We start from the raw sequence: 16,663 nt of genomic DNA, 5'->3' as shown, positions 1-16,663 counted from the left end.
AATTTATAATACACCCCACTCTTTCACTATAAAAAAAAGCCGTATCTCATTTGAAATACGGCTTTTTTGTCCTAAAGATGTTTACTAACTACACAAACTTTATGCTCAGGGGATAATGAGGTTTTTCACCGTTGGAAACCTTAATGGCATTGATAATAGGAAAAACGAAACAGAGCACTGCTATAGCAATAATCCCTAATATTCCAATACCAAGAAGTAAGATCAACGGGATGCAAATTAGTATATATAAGAACATGCTAATCTGGAAGTTAATGATCGACTTTCCATTTTCATCCATGTTCATAATGGTATCCCTTTGTGTTAACCATAGGACCAAAGGAACTATAAATCCCCCAAATCCGGTTACTATATCCAATAATTGACTTAAATGGGTCCACACCAATAATTGTCTGTTTTCTGCCTTCATAATTTATATTTCTTAGTTCTCATATAGAGAAACCCCTAACCGAAATTTCTACCATTACCAAGTCGTTATATGAATAGGACGAGCAAATCATGAATATGTTACATAGACAGGTCCGAATATGTTTCAGGGCTTATTGTTTGCTTTCCAGTTTTGTCAATTTTTCCCTATCCTTTTCGATGCCCTTTTTCAGTTTATCGATTTTCTGATTCAGTTTCTCTATGGCCAAAGGTGACAGTTTACCCTTTTTCTCATCCTTGATCATTTTTTCCTGAATCTTGGAAATTTTCTTTTCATCCTTGGCAATAGACCTCCGCTTGGAATCTATATCGGAAGAAAGTTTTTCACGATTTTTCAGTTCCTTTTCTGCCTTCTTCTGCGCTTTTTCAGCCTTCTTGGCCTCCCTTTCCGCCTTTTCTATCCTTTTCATTGCTTCTTTGGCTTCTTTCGCTTCCTGCCGAATTTTTTCCTCCATCATTTGTTCCGTATTTTCCAAGGGCGTAACAGGATCCGGAGTTTCTTGTGCCAAGGTAATTAGGCAGAATAAACCAACTGCCAATAATGTAATAATTCTGATAATTTTCATATAGTAATTTTAAATTGAATGTCCCGATACACCTAAATTATATAGCCCTATTGGCTCTTTTATACTGTACCGGATCACTATTAAAATTACGCAATATTTGCTGCAATAATCATGACCAAAATCATTGTGCTAAACTTTACTATTCCCAAAATAGAAGTTTTAGAGTGTTATTGTAAAGTCGGTTACTGGCCATTCACAAAGGATTCAAGCTTAACTTACTTCATTTCAAATATTTGGACAATTGCATTTGTCCATCGAAAAGTGGAACCGGTTTGAAAATTTTATATTGTATTTTTACGGTCAATTACAATTCTATGATTACCAACGACAACATCATTGCCTTAGCCACACCCTCAGGGGCCGGTGCAATAGCCGTAATCCGTATTTCCGGTAAGGATGCCATTGCCTTGGCCAATCCTTTTTTTACATCGATCAGGGGCAAGGATTTACAAAAACAAAAGAGCCATACCATACACTTGGGACATATTACCGAAAACGACAAAGTGTTGGATGAAGTTCTGGTATCCCTTTTTAAAGGACCCCATTCCTATACCGGTGAAGATGTTGTTGAAATATCATGTCACGGTTCGCCCTATATCCAACAACAAATAATTCAGTTATTTTTGCGTAACGGTTGCCGAATGGCAAATGCAGGAGAATTTACACTACGCGCTTTTTTAAACGGTAAAATGGACTTGAGTCAGGCCGAGGCCGTGGCGGACCTTATCGCCTCGGATAACGAGGCCAGTCACCAAATAGCTATACAGCAAATGCGTGGTGGTTTTAGCAACGAGATAAAAAAATTGAGGGACCAACTGCTCAACTTTGCTAGCCTAATGGAATTGGAACTCGACTTTGCAGAGGAGGATGTAGAATTTGCGGACCGTACACAGTTTAAAAAACTTTTGACCAAAATACAGCGCATTCTTAAACGCTTGATCGATTCCTTTGCTGTGGGCAATGTGATCAAAAACGGAATTCCCATAGCCATTGTAGGGGAACCCAACGTAGGCAAATCCACCCTGCTCAATGCCCTTTTGAATGAAGAGCGGGCCATTGTAAGCGATATAGCAGGAACCACTAGGGATACCATTGAGGATGAAATTGCAATAGGAGGCATAGGATTTCGCTTTATAGATACTGCTGGAATTAGGGATACCAAGGATGTAGTGGAAAGTATCGGTATTAAGAAGACTTTTGAAAAAATAGAACAGGCCCAGGTGGTGGTGCTATTGGTAGATGCCTGGGAAATGGCCACCCATGCCGATAAGTTGAAAACAAGTATAAAGGAACTGGACAAAATAAAAACTAAATATCCCCAAAAACCCTTGTTGGTGATTGCCAATAAGGTGGATAGATTGGATAAGGAACAAATTGAGAATCTACAATCCCAAATTTCGGGACTGCACTTGCTGTCCGCCAAAACCGGAAAAGGGGTCGAAACACTGAAGTCGCGCTTATTGGATTTTGTAAATACGGGAGCGTTGCGCAATAGCGAAACCATTGTTACCAATACCAGACATTATAGTTCCCTTCTAAAGGCCTTGGAAGAAATAGAAAAGGTACAATTTGGTATGGAGGAAGACACTCCTAGCGACCTGTTGGCTATTGATGTAAAAGAAGCCCTATACCACCTAGGAGAAATCACAGGGCAAGTGACCAACGATGAGCTTCTGGGGAATATATTTGCTAACTTTTGTATCGGGAAATAAATAAGTATTTCATTTGGTCTCATATGGTTCTATTTGGTTTCATATCACTATAAATCAATAAGTTGTTGAAAAGTATTTTTATTTTCTCTTTCTCTTAATCTCCTATTTTCATACATTTATTACACCATTTTTACACCTCGTTTAATTTCTTAATCTAAAAGGTGGAAAAATTACACCTCAAAATCTTTTGATATGAAAATCAATCTTAAGCAGAAAAAATTAAAAAACGGTAAGTCCAGTTTATTCCTTGAATTCTATAATGGGTATCGAATTGATAAAAACGGGGTCAAAAAGCACCTTAGAAAATTTGAGTACTTAAAGCAATATGTTTTTGATAATCCTAAAAATGCGGAGGAAAAGAGAGAAAACAAAGAAACCCTACAATTAGCAGAAAATATATTAGCTATAAGAAAGGCTGAGTACATTCAAGGGAAATACAAAATCAAGAACGATAAAAAGGGCGAAGTAACTTTCTTAGACTATTATGAACAATTAAAAGAAGACCGCTTTGAAACCAAGGCAAACTATGGGAATTGGGATGCTGCACTAAAACATATCGAAAAGTATTGTCCGCCGCACAAACAGCTTAAAGATATTGATACTGACTTTGTCAAGGGTTTTAAAAGATATTTGAATACAAAGGCCAAAACCAAGAGCGGTACGCCCCTATCCCAAAATTCCAAATATACTTATTTCAACAAATTCAAAGCTGCCTTGCGAGAGGCCCATACAGAAAATTATCTGGAAGAAAATGTACTACGATCAGTCAAAGGTTTTGAGCAAGGAGAATCCACAAGGGAATATTTGACCTATTCTGAATTACAATCTTTAACACAGGCTGAATGTAAATATCCTGTATTAAAAAATGCTTTCATATTTAGTTGCCTAACAGGATTGCGATGGAGTGATATAGATAAATTGCGATGGTCTGAGGTTCGAGATGAGGATACAGGTTCACGAATTATATTTAGGCAAAAGAAAACCGACGGACTAGAATACCTCTATGTTTCTGCGCAATCGAGGGCCTTACTTGGAAAAAGAACTAACGAGAGCGACCGAGTTTTTAGAGGTCTTAAATATGGAGCAGTCTATAATACCGAGATTCTAAGATGGTGTATGAAAGCTGGAATTACCAAACATATTACATTTCATAGTGCAAGGCATACTAACGCCGTATTACTACTTGAAAACGGAGCCGATATTTATACGGTATCAAAACGTTTGGGGCATCGTGAAATACGAACCACAGAGATTTACACGAAAATCATTGATGAAAAAATGAGGGAGGCTGCAAATTTAATTCCTGAGTTTAATCTGGATATTTAATAGAATTATCTTCAGGTTATTTCTGCTCATCAAATGTCCCATAAAAGGTTAATTAACGGGAATACTAAAAAAGACCAGAAAAGGGACACTATGGGCTTAGCCTTTAGGTTTTGAGAAAACCGTCCCTTAAAATGGCCGTTTTAAGGGAATGGTAAACTAATCCAGCTCCAAAGACTGCTTCCTTTTCCATTAAATGATAGTGAGTATTTTACTATAGCCTTTTCACCATAAGGTCCAGAAATATCAGGTTGGAAATGGCTTCATCTTAGTTGCTTCCGTCGAACGACAAAAACAAAATTCCATGACTTGGTATTCGAACATCGCCTGCCTCAATCCTTTCTCCCGAAATATTGGGTAGGGAATCATCAGAGTTCAATTTGAGTGCTTTTCCGTTCAGATGCACTGTTTTTGTGTCAAGACTATCTGCAGTAAGCAAATACTGTTTGGCTTTGTTTGGAATTTCAAAGAAATAATCAGATTTCGTAGCATTGATAATTAGTGCCGTGCGACCTACCGAACCACCTTTTTTGTTATGAACATAAACATTGACACCGGGTGCGAGGTTATTTGCATCATACACTTGCGTTCCCATGAGTTTACCCCACAACAGGGCTGCCCAATAATTGGGACGAGGGTCGTGGGTATCGTGTTCCAATAATGCATATTCACTTCGTGCAAGGGTATTGTGCATCACTACCTGCACGCCCTTTTTCGCCAATCTGCCCAACTGCTCCAGATATCTGAAGGTATCTGCATAAGTTGCGGCCAACGGGTCGCCACCACAGGCCGCCTCGGCGGTTTCATTCAACCAGATAGGCGCTTCGGGATTGTATTTATCGCGGGATTTTTGATAAAATTCAAGTCCTTTTTCGGTCTTGCTTAACCATTCTTGAGTCATAACGCTCTCCAGGGTCTGTTTGCCCCCGCATCGTTTTGATACACCTCCATAAAAATGGTAGGTATACGCTTCGAATGGATTTTTTGGGAGCTTGGCCATCAAATCTTCGGTGGCTATGTCTATATTGACGACCCCACCTGTTTCCAACACCCCTCCTTCACCCACCGAACCAGGCCCCACTACCTTCATTTCAGGATAATATTCGCTCACAAAATCATGAAAAACAGTAAAATCATCGGCGTAGCTTTGGGCGTTATACCCTTCCGGTGCACTCCCGTGACTTGCAAAAGTGGGTTCGTTGAACATTTCGGCAGCCGAAATTTCACCCCCAATTGATTTGGTGTAATCGATAAGATCTTTTACCTGATCTACTTGATAGGCACCATTCGCATCATACATACCAGCACTTATGGCAAAGGAGGTCACAATCTTACCATTGACCGCTTTGCTAAAATCGACTACACCTTTCCATTGCTCACGGGTCAGCACATTATTAAAACCATTAGGTGCCTCTTCAAGAATGGGCGAATCATTGTTTTGAAAGTATACGTCGTTCGCCCATGTGCCGCTTACCCTAATATATGCGGGTCCCAATGCGGCCGCAAGGTTTCTCAATTTTTTTTCTTTGAGGTCTATCGGGGGGATTTCCCATTTTAAAGCTTCAAAACCCTTCTTATCTGAGTGTTTCATTACCGAATCCAATTTTTGATAGGGCACCCAGAAATCGCCTCCGATTACCTCGCACATTTCGATGTTATACGATTGATAGCGTTCGTCGACACTTCCGATATATTCCATATTTTGTAGATCGATACTTGACGTACTTCTTCCATTTGGTTCGCCTGGCCCATTTTGCGCATAGGCCATAGAAAATGTTCCTATTAAAATAAAACCTAGACATGTTTTAATACTATTTTTCATCTCGGATAATTTTGTGATTTATAATTATGCTTAGTTTGTATACTGTTAAATAGGACGGCTGCCCATTTTCTTTACGATAAAATCTACGGCTTTTCTAGGGTGTAATCGATAAAGAGTATCCAACATTCGGGCATCTTTCCCTACCATGGCCCTGAACTTATCTTTTTCTATAGCCTTGATAACCTGTAATGCAGCATTTTCCGGACTTAGTATCATGGAATTCCTAGCCGTATCATCTTCGGCTTCAACTCCTTCCAAACCTGAATTGGACATAATTCTTGTGGACATCGCCCCGGGGTGAATTATAGTCACCTTTACGTTGGTATCCTTCAATTCCGCATATAAACCTTCGGTCAACAATTTCAGGGCCGCCTTTGATGCCCCATAGATGGTTTGGCCAGGAAAGGGCATAAATCCTCCAAGGCTTGAAATATTGGCGATGTGGGCTACGGGTCGTTTTAACAAATGGGGCAAAAAGGCCTTGACCATGTAAAGAGACCCGTAAAAATTGATGTTCATGACCTGCTCGATTTTCTTAAAATCGAGCTCGTTGACATGTACAAAAGGCTGAATAATGCCAGCGTTATTGATAATACCATCTACTTCACCATGGATTTTGATAACTTCTTTAGGAAATAAGAGAACCTTTTCCCTGTCGGTAATATCCAAAACATGGGTGGAAAGGTTTTTGCCAAATTCCCCTGCCAATTTTACAGTTTCCTTCAGCGCCCCCTCATCGATATCTACCGCAGCTACTTTAGCGTCCAGTTCCAATAATTTCAGTAGGAGCGCTTGGCCGAGGCCACCACCACCACCCGTTACTACGATTACTTTATTTTTGACTTTCATGTTTTGATTCTAACAGTTCGCAACAATTTAAACTCAATTCTCTAATAGCAAGTTAGCTCGATTCCACTTTCGAAGGGATAATGCCACCCCTGTATGGATAGTGCTTTTCCTTTTTAGTTTTTAATCAAATTGATCACACATGCCATATAGGGGTGGCCTTATCCAAAACCTAATACTTTCCTTAATTTATAAACTATAATCTATCTATAGTGATATCGGTCGGCACTAGGTTTCCAATTAAAATTTACTTTATCAAAAAGCTATAGCTTAACTTCCTTATTGTTAGATATCTCAATAAGTGTACATTTTCATTTTAAAGATTTTTGATTCACCTTTTTTCACTACTGGCCCTCCAAATGCAGTCTCATCACCATTCAATCTGTGGGTTCGCATCTCTCCATTCGAATAAGATACTTCATCCACTGATAAATATCCCGCCTGTGTTGGGGCGTCGTTATTACTTTTTGATATGGTCAAAATTGAGCTGCCAATACCTCCGGCAACTAAAAATTCATTTTCTGCAAGTTGTATTATGAGAAAGCCTGCAGCCTCTTCTTCTTTTTCATTTTTGTTTTCTATATCGACCCCTAGTAAACCCTGAGCCTCTGCAAATGAATTTCTTTTTAGAGATATTACGTACTCGCCCATTACAACTTCATCCTTCTCTTTGGAGGAATCAATAAATAGCCCGGTCATCTTTTCAGTGCCTCTATACTTTGAAATGATCGGCAATATGTTCTCTAAACTAGCATAGGCAGTTTTTAGTGATTCGTCATTTGGTGAGGTAGTATTTAATATTCCGTTACCATCGATACCGAATGGGGCGTACCCGATCGCATCATATTTGCCTAAGGCATAAAACGCTCGTGCCGAGGAGGCAGGGTTCGACTTGGTTTCCGGTATCATTAAAGGATTGCCTGATGTTGAAAATTCTTCAGAAACCCAATCGAATATTTCGACCTCATAAATATCCGGGGCAAAAAAATCGATGGAAGGTGCTGCAGCACGCCATATATCAAATACTTGTGGCAAAGCCCCCCCCCTGAAGGATATTGCCCAGGTTCTCTGCCATTGGGCTGCTTCATCCATGCATTCACATACATCGGTAAGGGGAATTCTTCCTTCCCTAATTTTGCTACCTCACCTACATATTTGGCATAATTCCACGCCATAAATAGTTCTTCGGTGTAATAGGAGAAGTTATTCTGCCAATCGTCCCCAGTATATTTTTCTCCCTTTCCAAAAACCTCGTCCCAACTTCCTTCCTCCAAATAGCCATTGTCGCCCCAAGCTTTTTTCAGGGCAGGGTGTAATTGGTTTTTATTTTTAATGAGGTGATCTATCAATTCATTCGGGACAGGTCCGTTAAAATTTTTATTGGCTTCATCACTATAATCGCGCATATAAATGTTAGGCATACCATAACTCGCCCGGTAATCAAGAGAACCGATTTCGTTTTCAACTTGTACCATGACTACCGTCTGCTCTTGGAAGTCAACCTCTTTAATGTGCTTCATGAATGCTGCAAAGGCCTTTGAATCGGCTTTAAGGGTATTGACGCCAAAAGTGGACAGCGAAGCCATTGTACCACCTTCACCGTCTTCCGCTAAAGGAAATCTTTTTGTGTTGGTTTTTGCCCATTCCGGCGTGTACATCGATTTCCCGTTTTTCCATGAACCAAACCAGATCAGCACTAGTTTAAGACCTTCCCTTCTGGCCCCCTTAATTGCACTATCCACAATCGAAAAATTAAATTTACCCTCTTCCGGCTCAATCAATTCCCAAGAAATTGGCGCAATTACCGTATTTAAATTCTTCTCTGCCATAAGCTTCCAAATGGGTTGCATATAGTGCTCACTTCCTGTACTGGAATTATGTAATTCACCCGCAAGCATTGTGAACGGTTCATTGTTTACTATAAGCTGAACGCTACCGTTTATATTTTCTAAATGTGGTATGTCTTTTTTTTGAGCAATCGCAATTTGCGAAAAACCAAGGATAATTGTCATTAATATAGCTCTCATCGTTTCATTTTTTTTAATGTATTATTTTTAAATTCATGATCAAATCCTTATTTTATTCGAATAGCTGTTGCAGCAATCATACCCATCATTTTTCCTTTGAGATGGTTCTGGTCGACCTTGAACAATTGGACAGTGACATTAAATCCTTGTGCAGTAAAGCCAAAATCAAGTCCGTCCGGTTTATCTTGGATGTCAGTCATTGGTGTCGGCGGATTTTTACCTTCGGGATCTATTAAATTGCCAATTAGTTTTCCGCCATTTCTTTTAATATCCGCAATCATTTTAGAATCCCCGTTCGGCGTCCCCTTGAACGTCAAATCCCATTTTCCAGAATAGAAATCATCCTTTGAGGCTGATGCAGTGGCACTATTTTCATTCACCACTATAGGTTTTGGATCTGCGGACATCTTGAATTCTGCCCCAATTACAATCATCAAAGTCCCAGGATTTTCAATACGGTCATTGATAAAGACCAAATATAGGTCATGCAATTGTCCATCGAAATCGTTCGGCAATATTATGGGAATACTCATCGCACTAGGCATGGATCCAGTCGGGTCAGAAGCTTCCAAGAAATCCGATTCACCTACCAATGTACCCTTCGGACTTCCCAAATGCAATTCAACCTTTCCACCAGCGGCATTTAATTGGGATTTAGGAGCCGTTGCCTGTAGGTCTAGAGTTGACAGACCTGACAAATCGATTTGCCTAAGCACCATATGGGAACCCGATTTAGCGGGGATAGCTAATCTATTTCCCCCAAAAGACACTTTATTTACATCTACATATTCATCAAAATCGTGTGGTGCTACCTTTGTAGAACGCAATACAAACGACTTTTCGGCCATTAAAGATGGCATGTTGTTGGCACCATGATCCTTATAAGCTGCCCTTACGATAAAAACGCCTTTACCCTGGTCACCGGGTTCTACTTTTGCAGCGTATGATCCTTTAGTGGGTAAGCTGGCCGCATTTGATTTTTCATTAGTCAGGCTAAGGATATATTTTGCCATTTCGGCTGCTTCGGCTGCAGATAGTTGCGGGTGTGCGGCCATAGGTACATCGCCCCAAACACCTCCACCCCCGGAAATGATTTTTTGGGATAAATATTCCAAGGCCTTGTCATCTCCTTTATATTTCATGGCCACATCCATATAGGAGGGTCCAATGGATTTTTCCTGTTGTTTGTGGCATGCCATACAGTCACTGGCATCCATGAGTTTTTTTCCTCCTGCAAATTCCGCGGATTCATCGGCGGCCCTATGGCCTTGGGCTATCTCGATCTTATCAAAACCTTCGGACAGATAGTCAAAAGTGACGGATACTTCCTCGGGATTTATCCCGTTACCTAAATTACCGTCTTCCTTGTCGGTTACCTTTATATCATAGTCCATATAAGTGTTCGGTACATAAAACGTTTTGTTGCCGTTCGGAATCTCCAAACTGAGAGCAGGTGGTTCGTTACCTGCAACGACCTCCATCGTTTGACTGTTTGTACCTCCCTTGCCATCGTTCACCGATAGGTTTACCCTATAGACACCAATATCTTTTAGTGTTATATTCACCTGTGGGGTCTTGATTGTTTCCTTGAAACCATTTTCAGAGGAAATATCCCACGTATATATCAAGTCATCTTGGTCGGGATCTTCAGTTTCCCCCGCATTTAACTTGAGTTCGAACGGAACGGCCCCGCCCATTTTATTGGCAGCCATTTGAACCTGTGGCAAACGGTTACCGCCATTGTACTCGATGCGAACAAGCCGGGCATCATCATTTGCGGTAAACCATCCAGAACCATATTCCAGCATATACAGATCGCCGTTGGACGCAAATTGCATGTCCATTGGGTTGCTAAAGCGATAACTGGGCATAAAGCGTTCCATGGATTTTAGGTTCCCTTCTTCATCCATGGTTATTGACATGATCCAACCACGCATCCATTCATAGGCGAAAAACTTACCGTCATAATATTTTGGAAAGGCACGTTCGGCTCCTTCAAAATCTTCTGAATAAAACACCGGCCCGGCCATGGCGTTTCTTCCTCCCGAACCTACTAAAGGAAATTCTTCCGATTCCCCATAAGGATACCAAACAAAAGCCTCTTCCGCCGGTGGTAATGTTTCTAAACCTGTATTATTTGGTGATGTGTTTTTTGGAGCTTTTGCATCCCATTTTCCCAAGGATTTTTCATTGGCAAAATCATATTTGTTATAGGCCTTATTGTTACCTACGAAATGCGGCCATCCAAAATTACCGGCTTTTCGTGCCTGCCCAATTTCATCATGACCGGCCGGACCCCGCAACGAATCGGGTTCGTTGGCATCGGGGCCGACCTCGCCCCAATAGAGAAATCCGGTATGCTTGTCGACGGAAATACGGAATGGATTGCGGTGCCCCATCGTATAAATTTCGGGTTTTGTTTTGGGCGTTCCTTTGGGAAATAAATTTCCTTCGGGAATGCTGTAGGTGCCATCTACATTGGGTTTGATTCGAATAATTTTGCCACGCAGGTCATTGGTGTTTGCCGATGATTTTTGGGCGTCCCATGGGCCCCTTCCGGGTCTTTCGTCGGACGGACTGTATACGGATGCACGGGGACTGGTATTATCGCCTGTGGATAAATAGAGATTTCCATCTTTGTCCCAGGCAATGGATCCACCTGTATGACAGCACTGTTCCCTTTGCGTTGGTACTTTTAACATGACTTTTTCAGACTCCATTAGTAATTCTTCCCCTTGCAACTCAAATCGAGATAAAAAGTTCGCAGATTCGTCCAATGATGAATAATACAGATAGATCCAATGGTTATCCTTGAAATTCGGATCAATGTTGAGTCCTAACAAACCATCCTCGGCCACAGATTCCTCACCTTCTTTATCGACATATTTTAAGCTCACCGGTAATTTGGCAATGGTCTTTAGTTCCTGTGTTTTTATGTTATATAAGCGTACCTCCCCTTTGCGCTGAATGAACAGCACATGTTCCTCGTCCAAAACGGCCAATTCCATCGGCTCATCCAATTTCTCGGCCAAGATTACTTTGGTAAAACGGTTCTCTTCGGGCCTGGCCATAGCATAATCCAAAGGTTTCGGAGAGTCGCCACCCACCGCATATTGGATACCTGCCCAGAGATGATTTAGAAAGAGGGGATCGGAATAGGTCTCATCGGTATGGCCCATAGCGGTGTAGAAAGAACGGCCCCCGTTAAATTCCTGATACCAGCTTATAGGATGGTATTCGGGATTGCTACCGCCCTGATAACTGGTCTCGTCAATGGTCAATACTACATTGATGTTGGGCGAAATATTGTTAAAACTATAAAATTCGTCCTCGCGCTCAAATTCATCTGGCATACCTTTGGTGGCCCAATGATCTTTTTCCGTTACCGTGAATTTTCCTTTCTGAACGTTACTTGGTGTCATGGGATGATCCTGAAAATAGGCTCCGGCCAATTTGCCGTACCATGGCCAATCATATTCGGTATCGGTGGCGGCATGCACTCCTACATAACCCCCGCCAGCTTGTATATAACGTTCAAAACTGGCCTGTTGCTCATCGTTCAAGACATCTCCCGTGGTATTTAGGAACACCACTGCGTTGTATTTTTTAAGTTCCCTTTCATTGAACTGTTCGGCATCTTCGGTAAATGAGACCTCAAACTTTTTTTCCGCGGCCATTTTGGATAGCGCGGCTTTGCCCGCGCCAATTGATTCATGTTGAAAGGCATCGGTCTTACTGAATACCAGCAAATGTTGTTTCTGTGTCTGCTTACAGGACAGGATTAGAAAAATGCTTGAAAGGAAAGCGGCAAAGAATTTGTACTTGTTGAATCTCATGTTAACGATTTAGAAATTTGACAAATAACACATTATCGGGAGTTGGTATTGTGGTTACCGTAAGAGGTACTTTTTCAGGTGGTTCAGGATGGTTTTCAAGTATTGAATAATTCACCTGCTCATTTTTGCTTTCGTCTTGAGAGAACCCGGGATAGTGTAAAATCAAGATGGTGAAAATAGCTAAGGATTTTACTGCATGTAAGGTTTTCATATTCTCCGATTTTCTTTGTTAATTATGATGACCTAAGTTCATTTGAGCGTGATTGGTCAGACCTTCCAATTATTCGACAACAACTCTCACCCTATCCAGATTTTGTATTCTAGTAAACGTTGTTTTTGAATTCCCATTTCGTTGGGACGCTACTCTGATTACTGAGAAATACGTTCCGGGTTTTGCAAAAGAATATTTGGATTTTACCGCTACTTCTTCTTCCTTTTTAAATTGACCTTGGCTTTCAAATGTTCCATCGCCATCTAAATCCCATTCTACAGAAACCACCTTTCCGGTACCAGCCGGCACTTTTATTTCCGCACTGTAATTCACTTTTTCACCAGTTTTTACGATTGTTTTTTTCGAACCGTTCGCCTTTAAAACCACGGTAGGCTGAATGCCTTCGCGATCTTCGGCCGATGCAGGTACTATTACTTGACCGTCTACTATTTGGTAATTGGTAGAATTTGGAGGACTGATGCCTTTCTCCACCCAGGCGCTTAAGTCTAGTAGGGCCTGCTGTAGAACTCCTAAATAACTAACTGTTCTGGTAGGGTCTTCTTGTTCGGACAGATCCCCATGTAAGGCACGGTCGGTATACCACAATCTAAAACTATCGTTTGCTTTATCACCTAAATTTTCAATGACTTTTGTACGATACCAATCTGCCTGCCAAGGGAAAGCTTCTCTATCCCATAATGATTCGAGCATAATCATTTTACCCTTAAATTTACCATTTGGTAAAACGCCTGAAGCACCTCGTGTATACATCGGCCCTAAAAGGAATGGACCTTGGGGATAAAGAGGTTCTCCATGGTCGTTTCTAAATTGGTCCCATACTTTGTATTCTTTTCCTGGCACCTGATGTCTGTGATAAGTTTGAGCTGCCAAGAAATTAGAGTTATCAACCTGCACTTCATCACCAGGTTTGATTTGTGCTAAAATTTGAGGGGCAGTTGCACCAAGAACCGCTTTATCCCCTTCAATTGAAAGTAATTGTAAGGTTTTACCTGCCGCGGCACCTGTTATTATCTTTAAATCACCGCCAAGAAAATTGACATTTGGCATTGAATCTTCGAATTGAAATGCCACAGGCAAACTGCCATCCACATCGCCTAAACTCTTCCAAGCGGCCTCGGCAGTTCCTCTTTCCTGTTCTGATGTTGGTTCGACCAATTTGTCTTTTAGAGCCTCTTCATAAGAAATTCCTGATTTGATTTTAGTCAGTTTTTGCAAACGTGCCTTCAACAATGAGGCTGGAGGATTAAAACCATAATAACCTTCCTCCGTCCAAAAGTTTTGAAAATAATCTTTGTCAGCCGATGTCATACCTTGATATATCGCTCTGAAACCATGTACGCCCATCGTTTTATAGCCAAACCAAGATTTGGGCGGAAACCCCATTTTGGTTACTTCCATCAATGCAGCTTTTTCCTCCTCGTTCAATCCAGCGTACATATCTCCACTGCCGCCAGGCTCAAGCGCATCAATAATTTGAGGGAATTTATCATTTAGAATTCTCATGGCGTGCATACGTACAGAGAACACACTTGGAATAGCCATAGGAGAACCTACTACGTAAGGTACTACGCCATCCCATACTCCCTCCGTATTTTCGATGGCACCAATGGTACGATATGCACCACCACTTCCTCCAAACGCATAGCCATAGGTATGGGGTGTATCAAAGATTCTATTTGCTATTATTTTAGAAAATTGAGCGGCGGCAGCGTTGGCCTTATATGCCCCAATTAATAAATCGCTTGCTTTCTTTTGACCCGTAAAATCAAACCTACCGCCTCCATTGGTTTCAATAAAATAAGCCCCGTGACTAACCGAAAAGCCAATTTTATCATCTTCGCCGCTGGCCCCTTGCGAAAGATTCTCATTGTCCGGAAAGGGAGTGATATATTGAAAGAAATGTCCTGCATAATCTTCTTTCGAAGGGAAGTAAAATGAAAAACGGGTTTCCGTACCTTCAAAGCCACCGTGCACGTATCTGTGTCTCACAGGAGTATCGCGCCACTCATCGATGTCAATAAAAGGGGACTTGAAAACAGTGTCTTGGTAGACAAAAAATTCGGCATAATCAGCTTGAACCAGACTCTGAGCATTTGATTTGGAAATAATGAACAGCGTGAAAGTCATGATTGATATACTGATTCCCCAATTTTGCACGACCAATTTTAACATAATTTGGATAGTTTAAAAAATTAAAATATAGCGCAAGGTAAATAAAATTCTTTTAATGTATATTTTTTTATACAATAATAACTGCAATTATTATATTTGTGAATAATTAAGGAGGAGCGATGTATTTGCTTTTACCTTAAAAATTGATTTTAAATAAATAATACTTTATTCAAATAGTCCCCTTGACAATGCAAAAAACTATTTTAAATCCGCAAGATTTCGTAAAACAGGTAACAATAGATTGTGTCATCTTTGGCTTTGAAAATGGACAGTTGAAGGTTTTGATATCCAAAATCAATTTTAAAGGAGCTTTTCATGCAATTATTACGGGGTTTGTCAAAGACAACGAAGATGTGGAAAAGGCGGCCGAGAGAGTGGTTTTTGAAAGAACTGGCCTAAAGGATATTTATTTGGAACAGTTTAAAGTCTTTGGTAAGGTCGACAGGCATCGAAAGGAATTTATCGATGAGCTGATTCAAATAAATAACCTGGAATCTACTGCCGAGATTAGTGACTATGAATGGTTTACAAAGCGGCATATTTCTATTTGCTTTTACGCCCTATTGGATATTAACATGGTGAATTTAGAACTTACAGAAATTGATGAATCACTAACCTGGTACAATATTCACGAGGTTCCGTCACTGATAATGGATAATAACGAGATATTGTCAGAAGCCCATAAAAGTCTATTGGATGACATCAATAACAAATTCACCGCTTTTAATCTATTACCCGAAAAATTCACTATGCGAGATGTGCAGGTCATCTACGAAACCATTTTTGAGAGGGAATATGTGCGGACCAATTTCCAAAAGAAAATTTTGGAAATGGATGTTTTGGAGCGACTGGAGAAAAAGTTTACCGGTGCCGCCAACAAAGCCCCTTATTTATACAAAATGAAAGAAACCTGAAATTTTAAATTGAATCTCTTCCGTAAATTGCACCCCTCAAAACCGGATATATTATTTAAACCTATTTCAAATTTTATAAGAGGATTTGTCCCACTTATTGATGGTGCTACTATTTTCGCAATGAAGATCGGAAAGGATTACTAACGGTTTAGGCATAAAATAGTTCTAAAAAAAATCACAGCTAAATATGATAGAGATTATAAGAACCAATTCTCAAAATCCCAAATTTAAAAATCTAGTACAATCACTCAATAAAGATCTTGCAAATAGAGATGGAGGAACTCATGCGTTATCTCAATTTAATTCTATTGCCTATTTAAAACATGTAGTTTTGGCTTTACAAAAAGACAAGGCGATTGGCTGTGGAGCTATCTCGAAATATGATGATCTTTCTACAGAAATCAAAAGAATGTATGTCTCTCCAGAAGTTAGAGGTCAAAGAATCGGAGAGAAAATTTTATTGGAATTAGAAAATTGGTCCAGAGAATTGGGCATAAGCAAATGCATACTCTTTACAGGCTCTAAACAACCAGAGGCAAATAAACTTTATCAGAGAAATGGTTATAGTATAATTAGTAATTATGGTAAACTAAAAGACATTCCTGATTGTCACTGTTTTGCAAAATTTTTATAGCAAAGAGAGGTTTTTATTGACTGATTTAATATACAAAGCGCTGCACCGTAGGCTATAATATCCATGCTCAGCATTCACTTAGTAAGACTTATAGGATAAACCTTCCAAAATTCAAATTAGCGTCGGTCCCGTAAT

At 40.3% G+C, this 16,663-nt stretch carries 12 protein-coding genes; 4 read left to right on the top strand and 8 right to left on the bottom strand.

Annotated features, from left to right (window positions below; genetic code table 11):
- Nucleotides 1-88: 88 nt before the first annotated feature.
- Both U735_RS0108410 and U735_RS0108405 read right to left on the bottom strand, forming a co-directional pair.
- Nucleotides 89-427: a DUF4870 domain-containing protein gene (locus tag U735_RS0108410; RefSeq protein ID WP_031443397.1), complete on the bottom strand. Its 339-nt coding sequence runs from the start codon at nucleotides 425-427 to the stop codon at nucleotides 89-91.
- Nucleotides 428-557: 130 nt separating this feature from the next.
- On the bottom strand, nucleotides 558-1,010 hold the full coding sequence (locus U735_RS0108405; protein WP_051891929.1) for a hypothetical protein: 453 nt from the start codon (nucleotides 1,008-1,010) through the stop codon (nucleotides 558-560).
- A 314-nt stretch (nucleotides 1,011-1,324) separates the two neighbouring features.
- Between U735_RS0108405 and mnmE the strand changes: the two genes are divergently transcribed.
- Both mnmE and U735_RS0108395 read left to right on the top strand, forming a co-directional pair.
- Nucleotides 1,325-2,722 carry a tRNA uridine-5-carboxymethylaminomethyl(34) synthesis GTPase MnmE gene (gene mnmE / locus U735_RS0108400; RefSeq protein WP_031443395.1) on the top strand — a complete coding sequence of 466 codons (1,398 nt, stop codon included), beginning with the start codon at nucleotides 1,325-1,327 and terminating at the stop codon, nucleotides 2,720-2,722.
- 192 nt (nucleotides 2,723-2,914) lie between these two features.
- The gene (locus tag U735_RS0108395; RefSeq protein ID WP_031443394.1) at nucleotides 2,915-4,048 is read left to right on the top strand and encodes a tyrosine-type recombinase/integrase; all 1,134 of its coding nucleotides are present in this window, start codon (nucleotides 2,915-2,917) and stop codon (nucleotides 4,046-4,048) included.
- A gap of 265 nt (nucleotides 4,049-4,313) precedes the next feature.
- Here U735_RS0108395 and U735_RS0108385 read toward each other — a convergent pair whose 3' ends face one another.
- The 6 genes from U735_RS0108385 to U735_RS0108360 all read right to left on the bottom strand — a co-directional run bounded on the left by U735_RS0108385 (nucleotide 4,314) and on the right by U735_RS0108360 (nucleotide 14,980).
- Nucleotides 4,314-5,867: a glycosyl hydrolase family 79 N-terminal domain-containing protein gene (locus tag U735_RS0108385; RefSeq protein ID WP_051891928.1), complete on the bottom strand. Its 1,554-nt coding sequence runs from the start codon at nucleotides 5,865-5,867 to the stop codon at nucleotides 4,314-4,316.
- A 45-nt stretch (nucleotides 5,868-5,912) separates the two neighbouring features.
- Nucleotides 5,913-6,716, bottom strand: coding sequence for an SDR family NAD(P)-dependent oxidoreductase (locus U735_RS0108380; RefSeq protein WP_031443392.1), 804 nt, complete (start codon nucleotides 6,714-6,716; stop codon nucleotides 5,913-5,915).
- A 291-nt stretch (nucleotides 6,717-7,007) separates the two neighbouring features.
- Nucleotides 7,008-7,622: a DUF5597 domain-containing protein gene (locus U735_RS24955; RefSeq protein WP_051891927.1), complete on the bottom strand. Its 615-nt coding sequence runs from the start codon at nucleotides 7,620-7,622 to the stop codon at nucleotides 7,008-7,010.
- Nucleotides 7,622-8,740 (bottom strand): beta-galactosidase, encoded by a 1,119-nt coding sequence (locus tag U735_RS24950; RefSeq protein ID WP_083260649.1) that lies wholly within the window; start codon nucleotides 8,738-8,740, stop codon nucleotides 7,622-7,624. The genes U735_RS24955 and U735_RS24950 overlap by 1 nt, the downstream gene beginning before the upstream one ends.
- 47 nt (nucleotides 8,741-8,787) lie before the next feature.
- Nucleotides 8,788-12,576 (bottom strand): ThuA domain-containing protein, encoded by a 3,789-nt coding sequence (locus U735_RS0108370; RefSeq protein ID WP_031443391.1) that lies wholly within the window; start codon nucleotides 12,574-12,576, stop codon nucleotides 8,788-8,790.
- Nucleotides 12,577-12,856: 280 nt separating this feature from the next.
- Nucleotides 12,857-14,980 carry a hypothetical protein gene (locus tag U735_RS0108360; protein WP_198036625.1) on the bottom strand — a complete coding sequence of 708 codons (2,124 nt, stop codon included), beginning with the start codon at nucleotides 14,978-14,980 and terminating at the stop codon, nucleotides 12,857-12,859.
- 188 nt (nucleotides 14,981-15,168) lie between these two features.
- Between U735_RS0108360 and U735_RS0108355 the strand changes: the two genes are divergently transcribed.
- Nucleotides 15,169-15,894 (top strand): NUDIX hydrolase, encoded by a 726-nt coding sequence (locus U735_RS0108355; protein ID WP_031443388.1) that lies wholly within the window; start codon nucleotides 15,169-15,171, stop codon nucleotides 15,892-15,894.
- 187 nt (nucleotides 15,895-16,081) lie between these two features.
- Complete coding sequence (locus tag U735_RS0108350) at nucleotides 16,082-16,528, top strand: GNAT family N-acetyltransferase (RefSeq protein ID WP_031443387.1); 447 nt, start codon at nucleotides 16,082-16,084, stop codon at nucleotides 16,526-16,528.
- The last annotated feature ends 135 nt before the right edge of the window (nucleotides 16,529-16,663 follow it).

The sequence above is a fragment of the Arenibacter algicola genome (genome assembly GCF_000733925.1).
GTDB classification, from domain to species: domain Bacteria; phylum Bacteroidota; class Bacteroidia; order Flavobacteriales; family Flavobacteriaceae; genus Arenibacter; species Arenibacter algicola.
Note: the sequence above shows the minus strand (reverse complement) of the source record. Positions and strands in the feature narration are given on the sequence as shown.

Excerpts from the sequence above, each read along its gene's own strand:
- U735_RS0108410 (WP_031443397.1), bottom strand. The coding sequence starts at position 427 with ATGAAGGCAGAAAACAGACAATTATTGGTGTGGACCCATTTAAGTCAA.
- U735_RS0108405 (WP_051891929.1), bottom strand. The coding sequence starts at position 1,010 with ATGAAAATTATCAGAATTATTACATTATTGGCAGTTGGTTTATTCTGC.
- mnmE (WP_031443395.1), top strand. The coding sequence starts at position 1,325 with ATGATTACCAACGACAACATCATTGCCTTAGCCACACCCTCAGGGGCC.
- U735_RS0108395 (WP_031443394.1), top strand. The coding sequence starts at position 2,915 with ATGAAAATCAATCTTAAGCAGAAAAAATTAAAAAACGGTAAGTCCAGT.
- U735_RS0108385 (WP_051891928.1), bottom strand. The coding sequence starts at position 5,867 with ATGAAAAATAGTATTAAAACATGTCTAGGTTTTATTTTAATAGGAACA.
- U735_RS0108380 (WP_031443392.1), bottom strand. The coding sequence starts at position 6,716 with ATGAAAGTCAAAAATAAAGTAATCGTAGTAACGGGTGGTGGTGGTGGC.
- U735_RS24955 (WP_051891927.1), bottom strand. The coding sequence starts at position 7,622 with ATGATACCGGAAACCAAGTCGAACCCTGCCTCCTCGGCACGAGCGTTT.
- U735_RS24950 (WP_083260649.1), bottom strand. The coding sequence starts at position 8,740 with ATGAGAGCTATATTAATGACAATTATCCTTGGTTTTTCGCAAATTGCG.
- U735_RS0108370 (WP_031443391.1), bottom strand. The coding sequence starts at position 12,576 with ATGAGATTCAACAAGTACAAATTCTTTGCCGCTTTCCTTTCAAGCATT.
- U735_RS0108360 (WP_198036625.1), bottom strand. The coding sequence starts at position 14,980 with ATGTTAAAATTGGTCGTGCAAAATTGGGGAATCAGTATATCAATCATG.
- U735_RS0108355 (WP_031443388.1), top strand. The coding sequence starts at position 15,169 with ATGCAAAAAACTATTTTAAATCCGCAAGATTTCGTAAAACAGGTAACA.
- U735_RS0108350 (WP_031443387.1), top strand. The coding sequence starts at position 16,082 with ATGATAGAGATTATAAGAACCAATTCTCAAAATCCCAAATTTAAAAAT.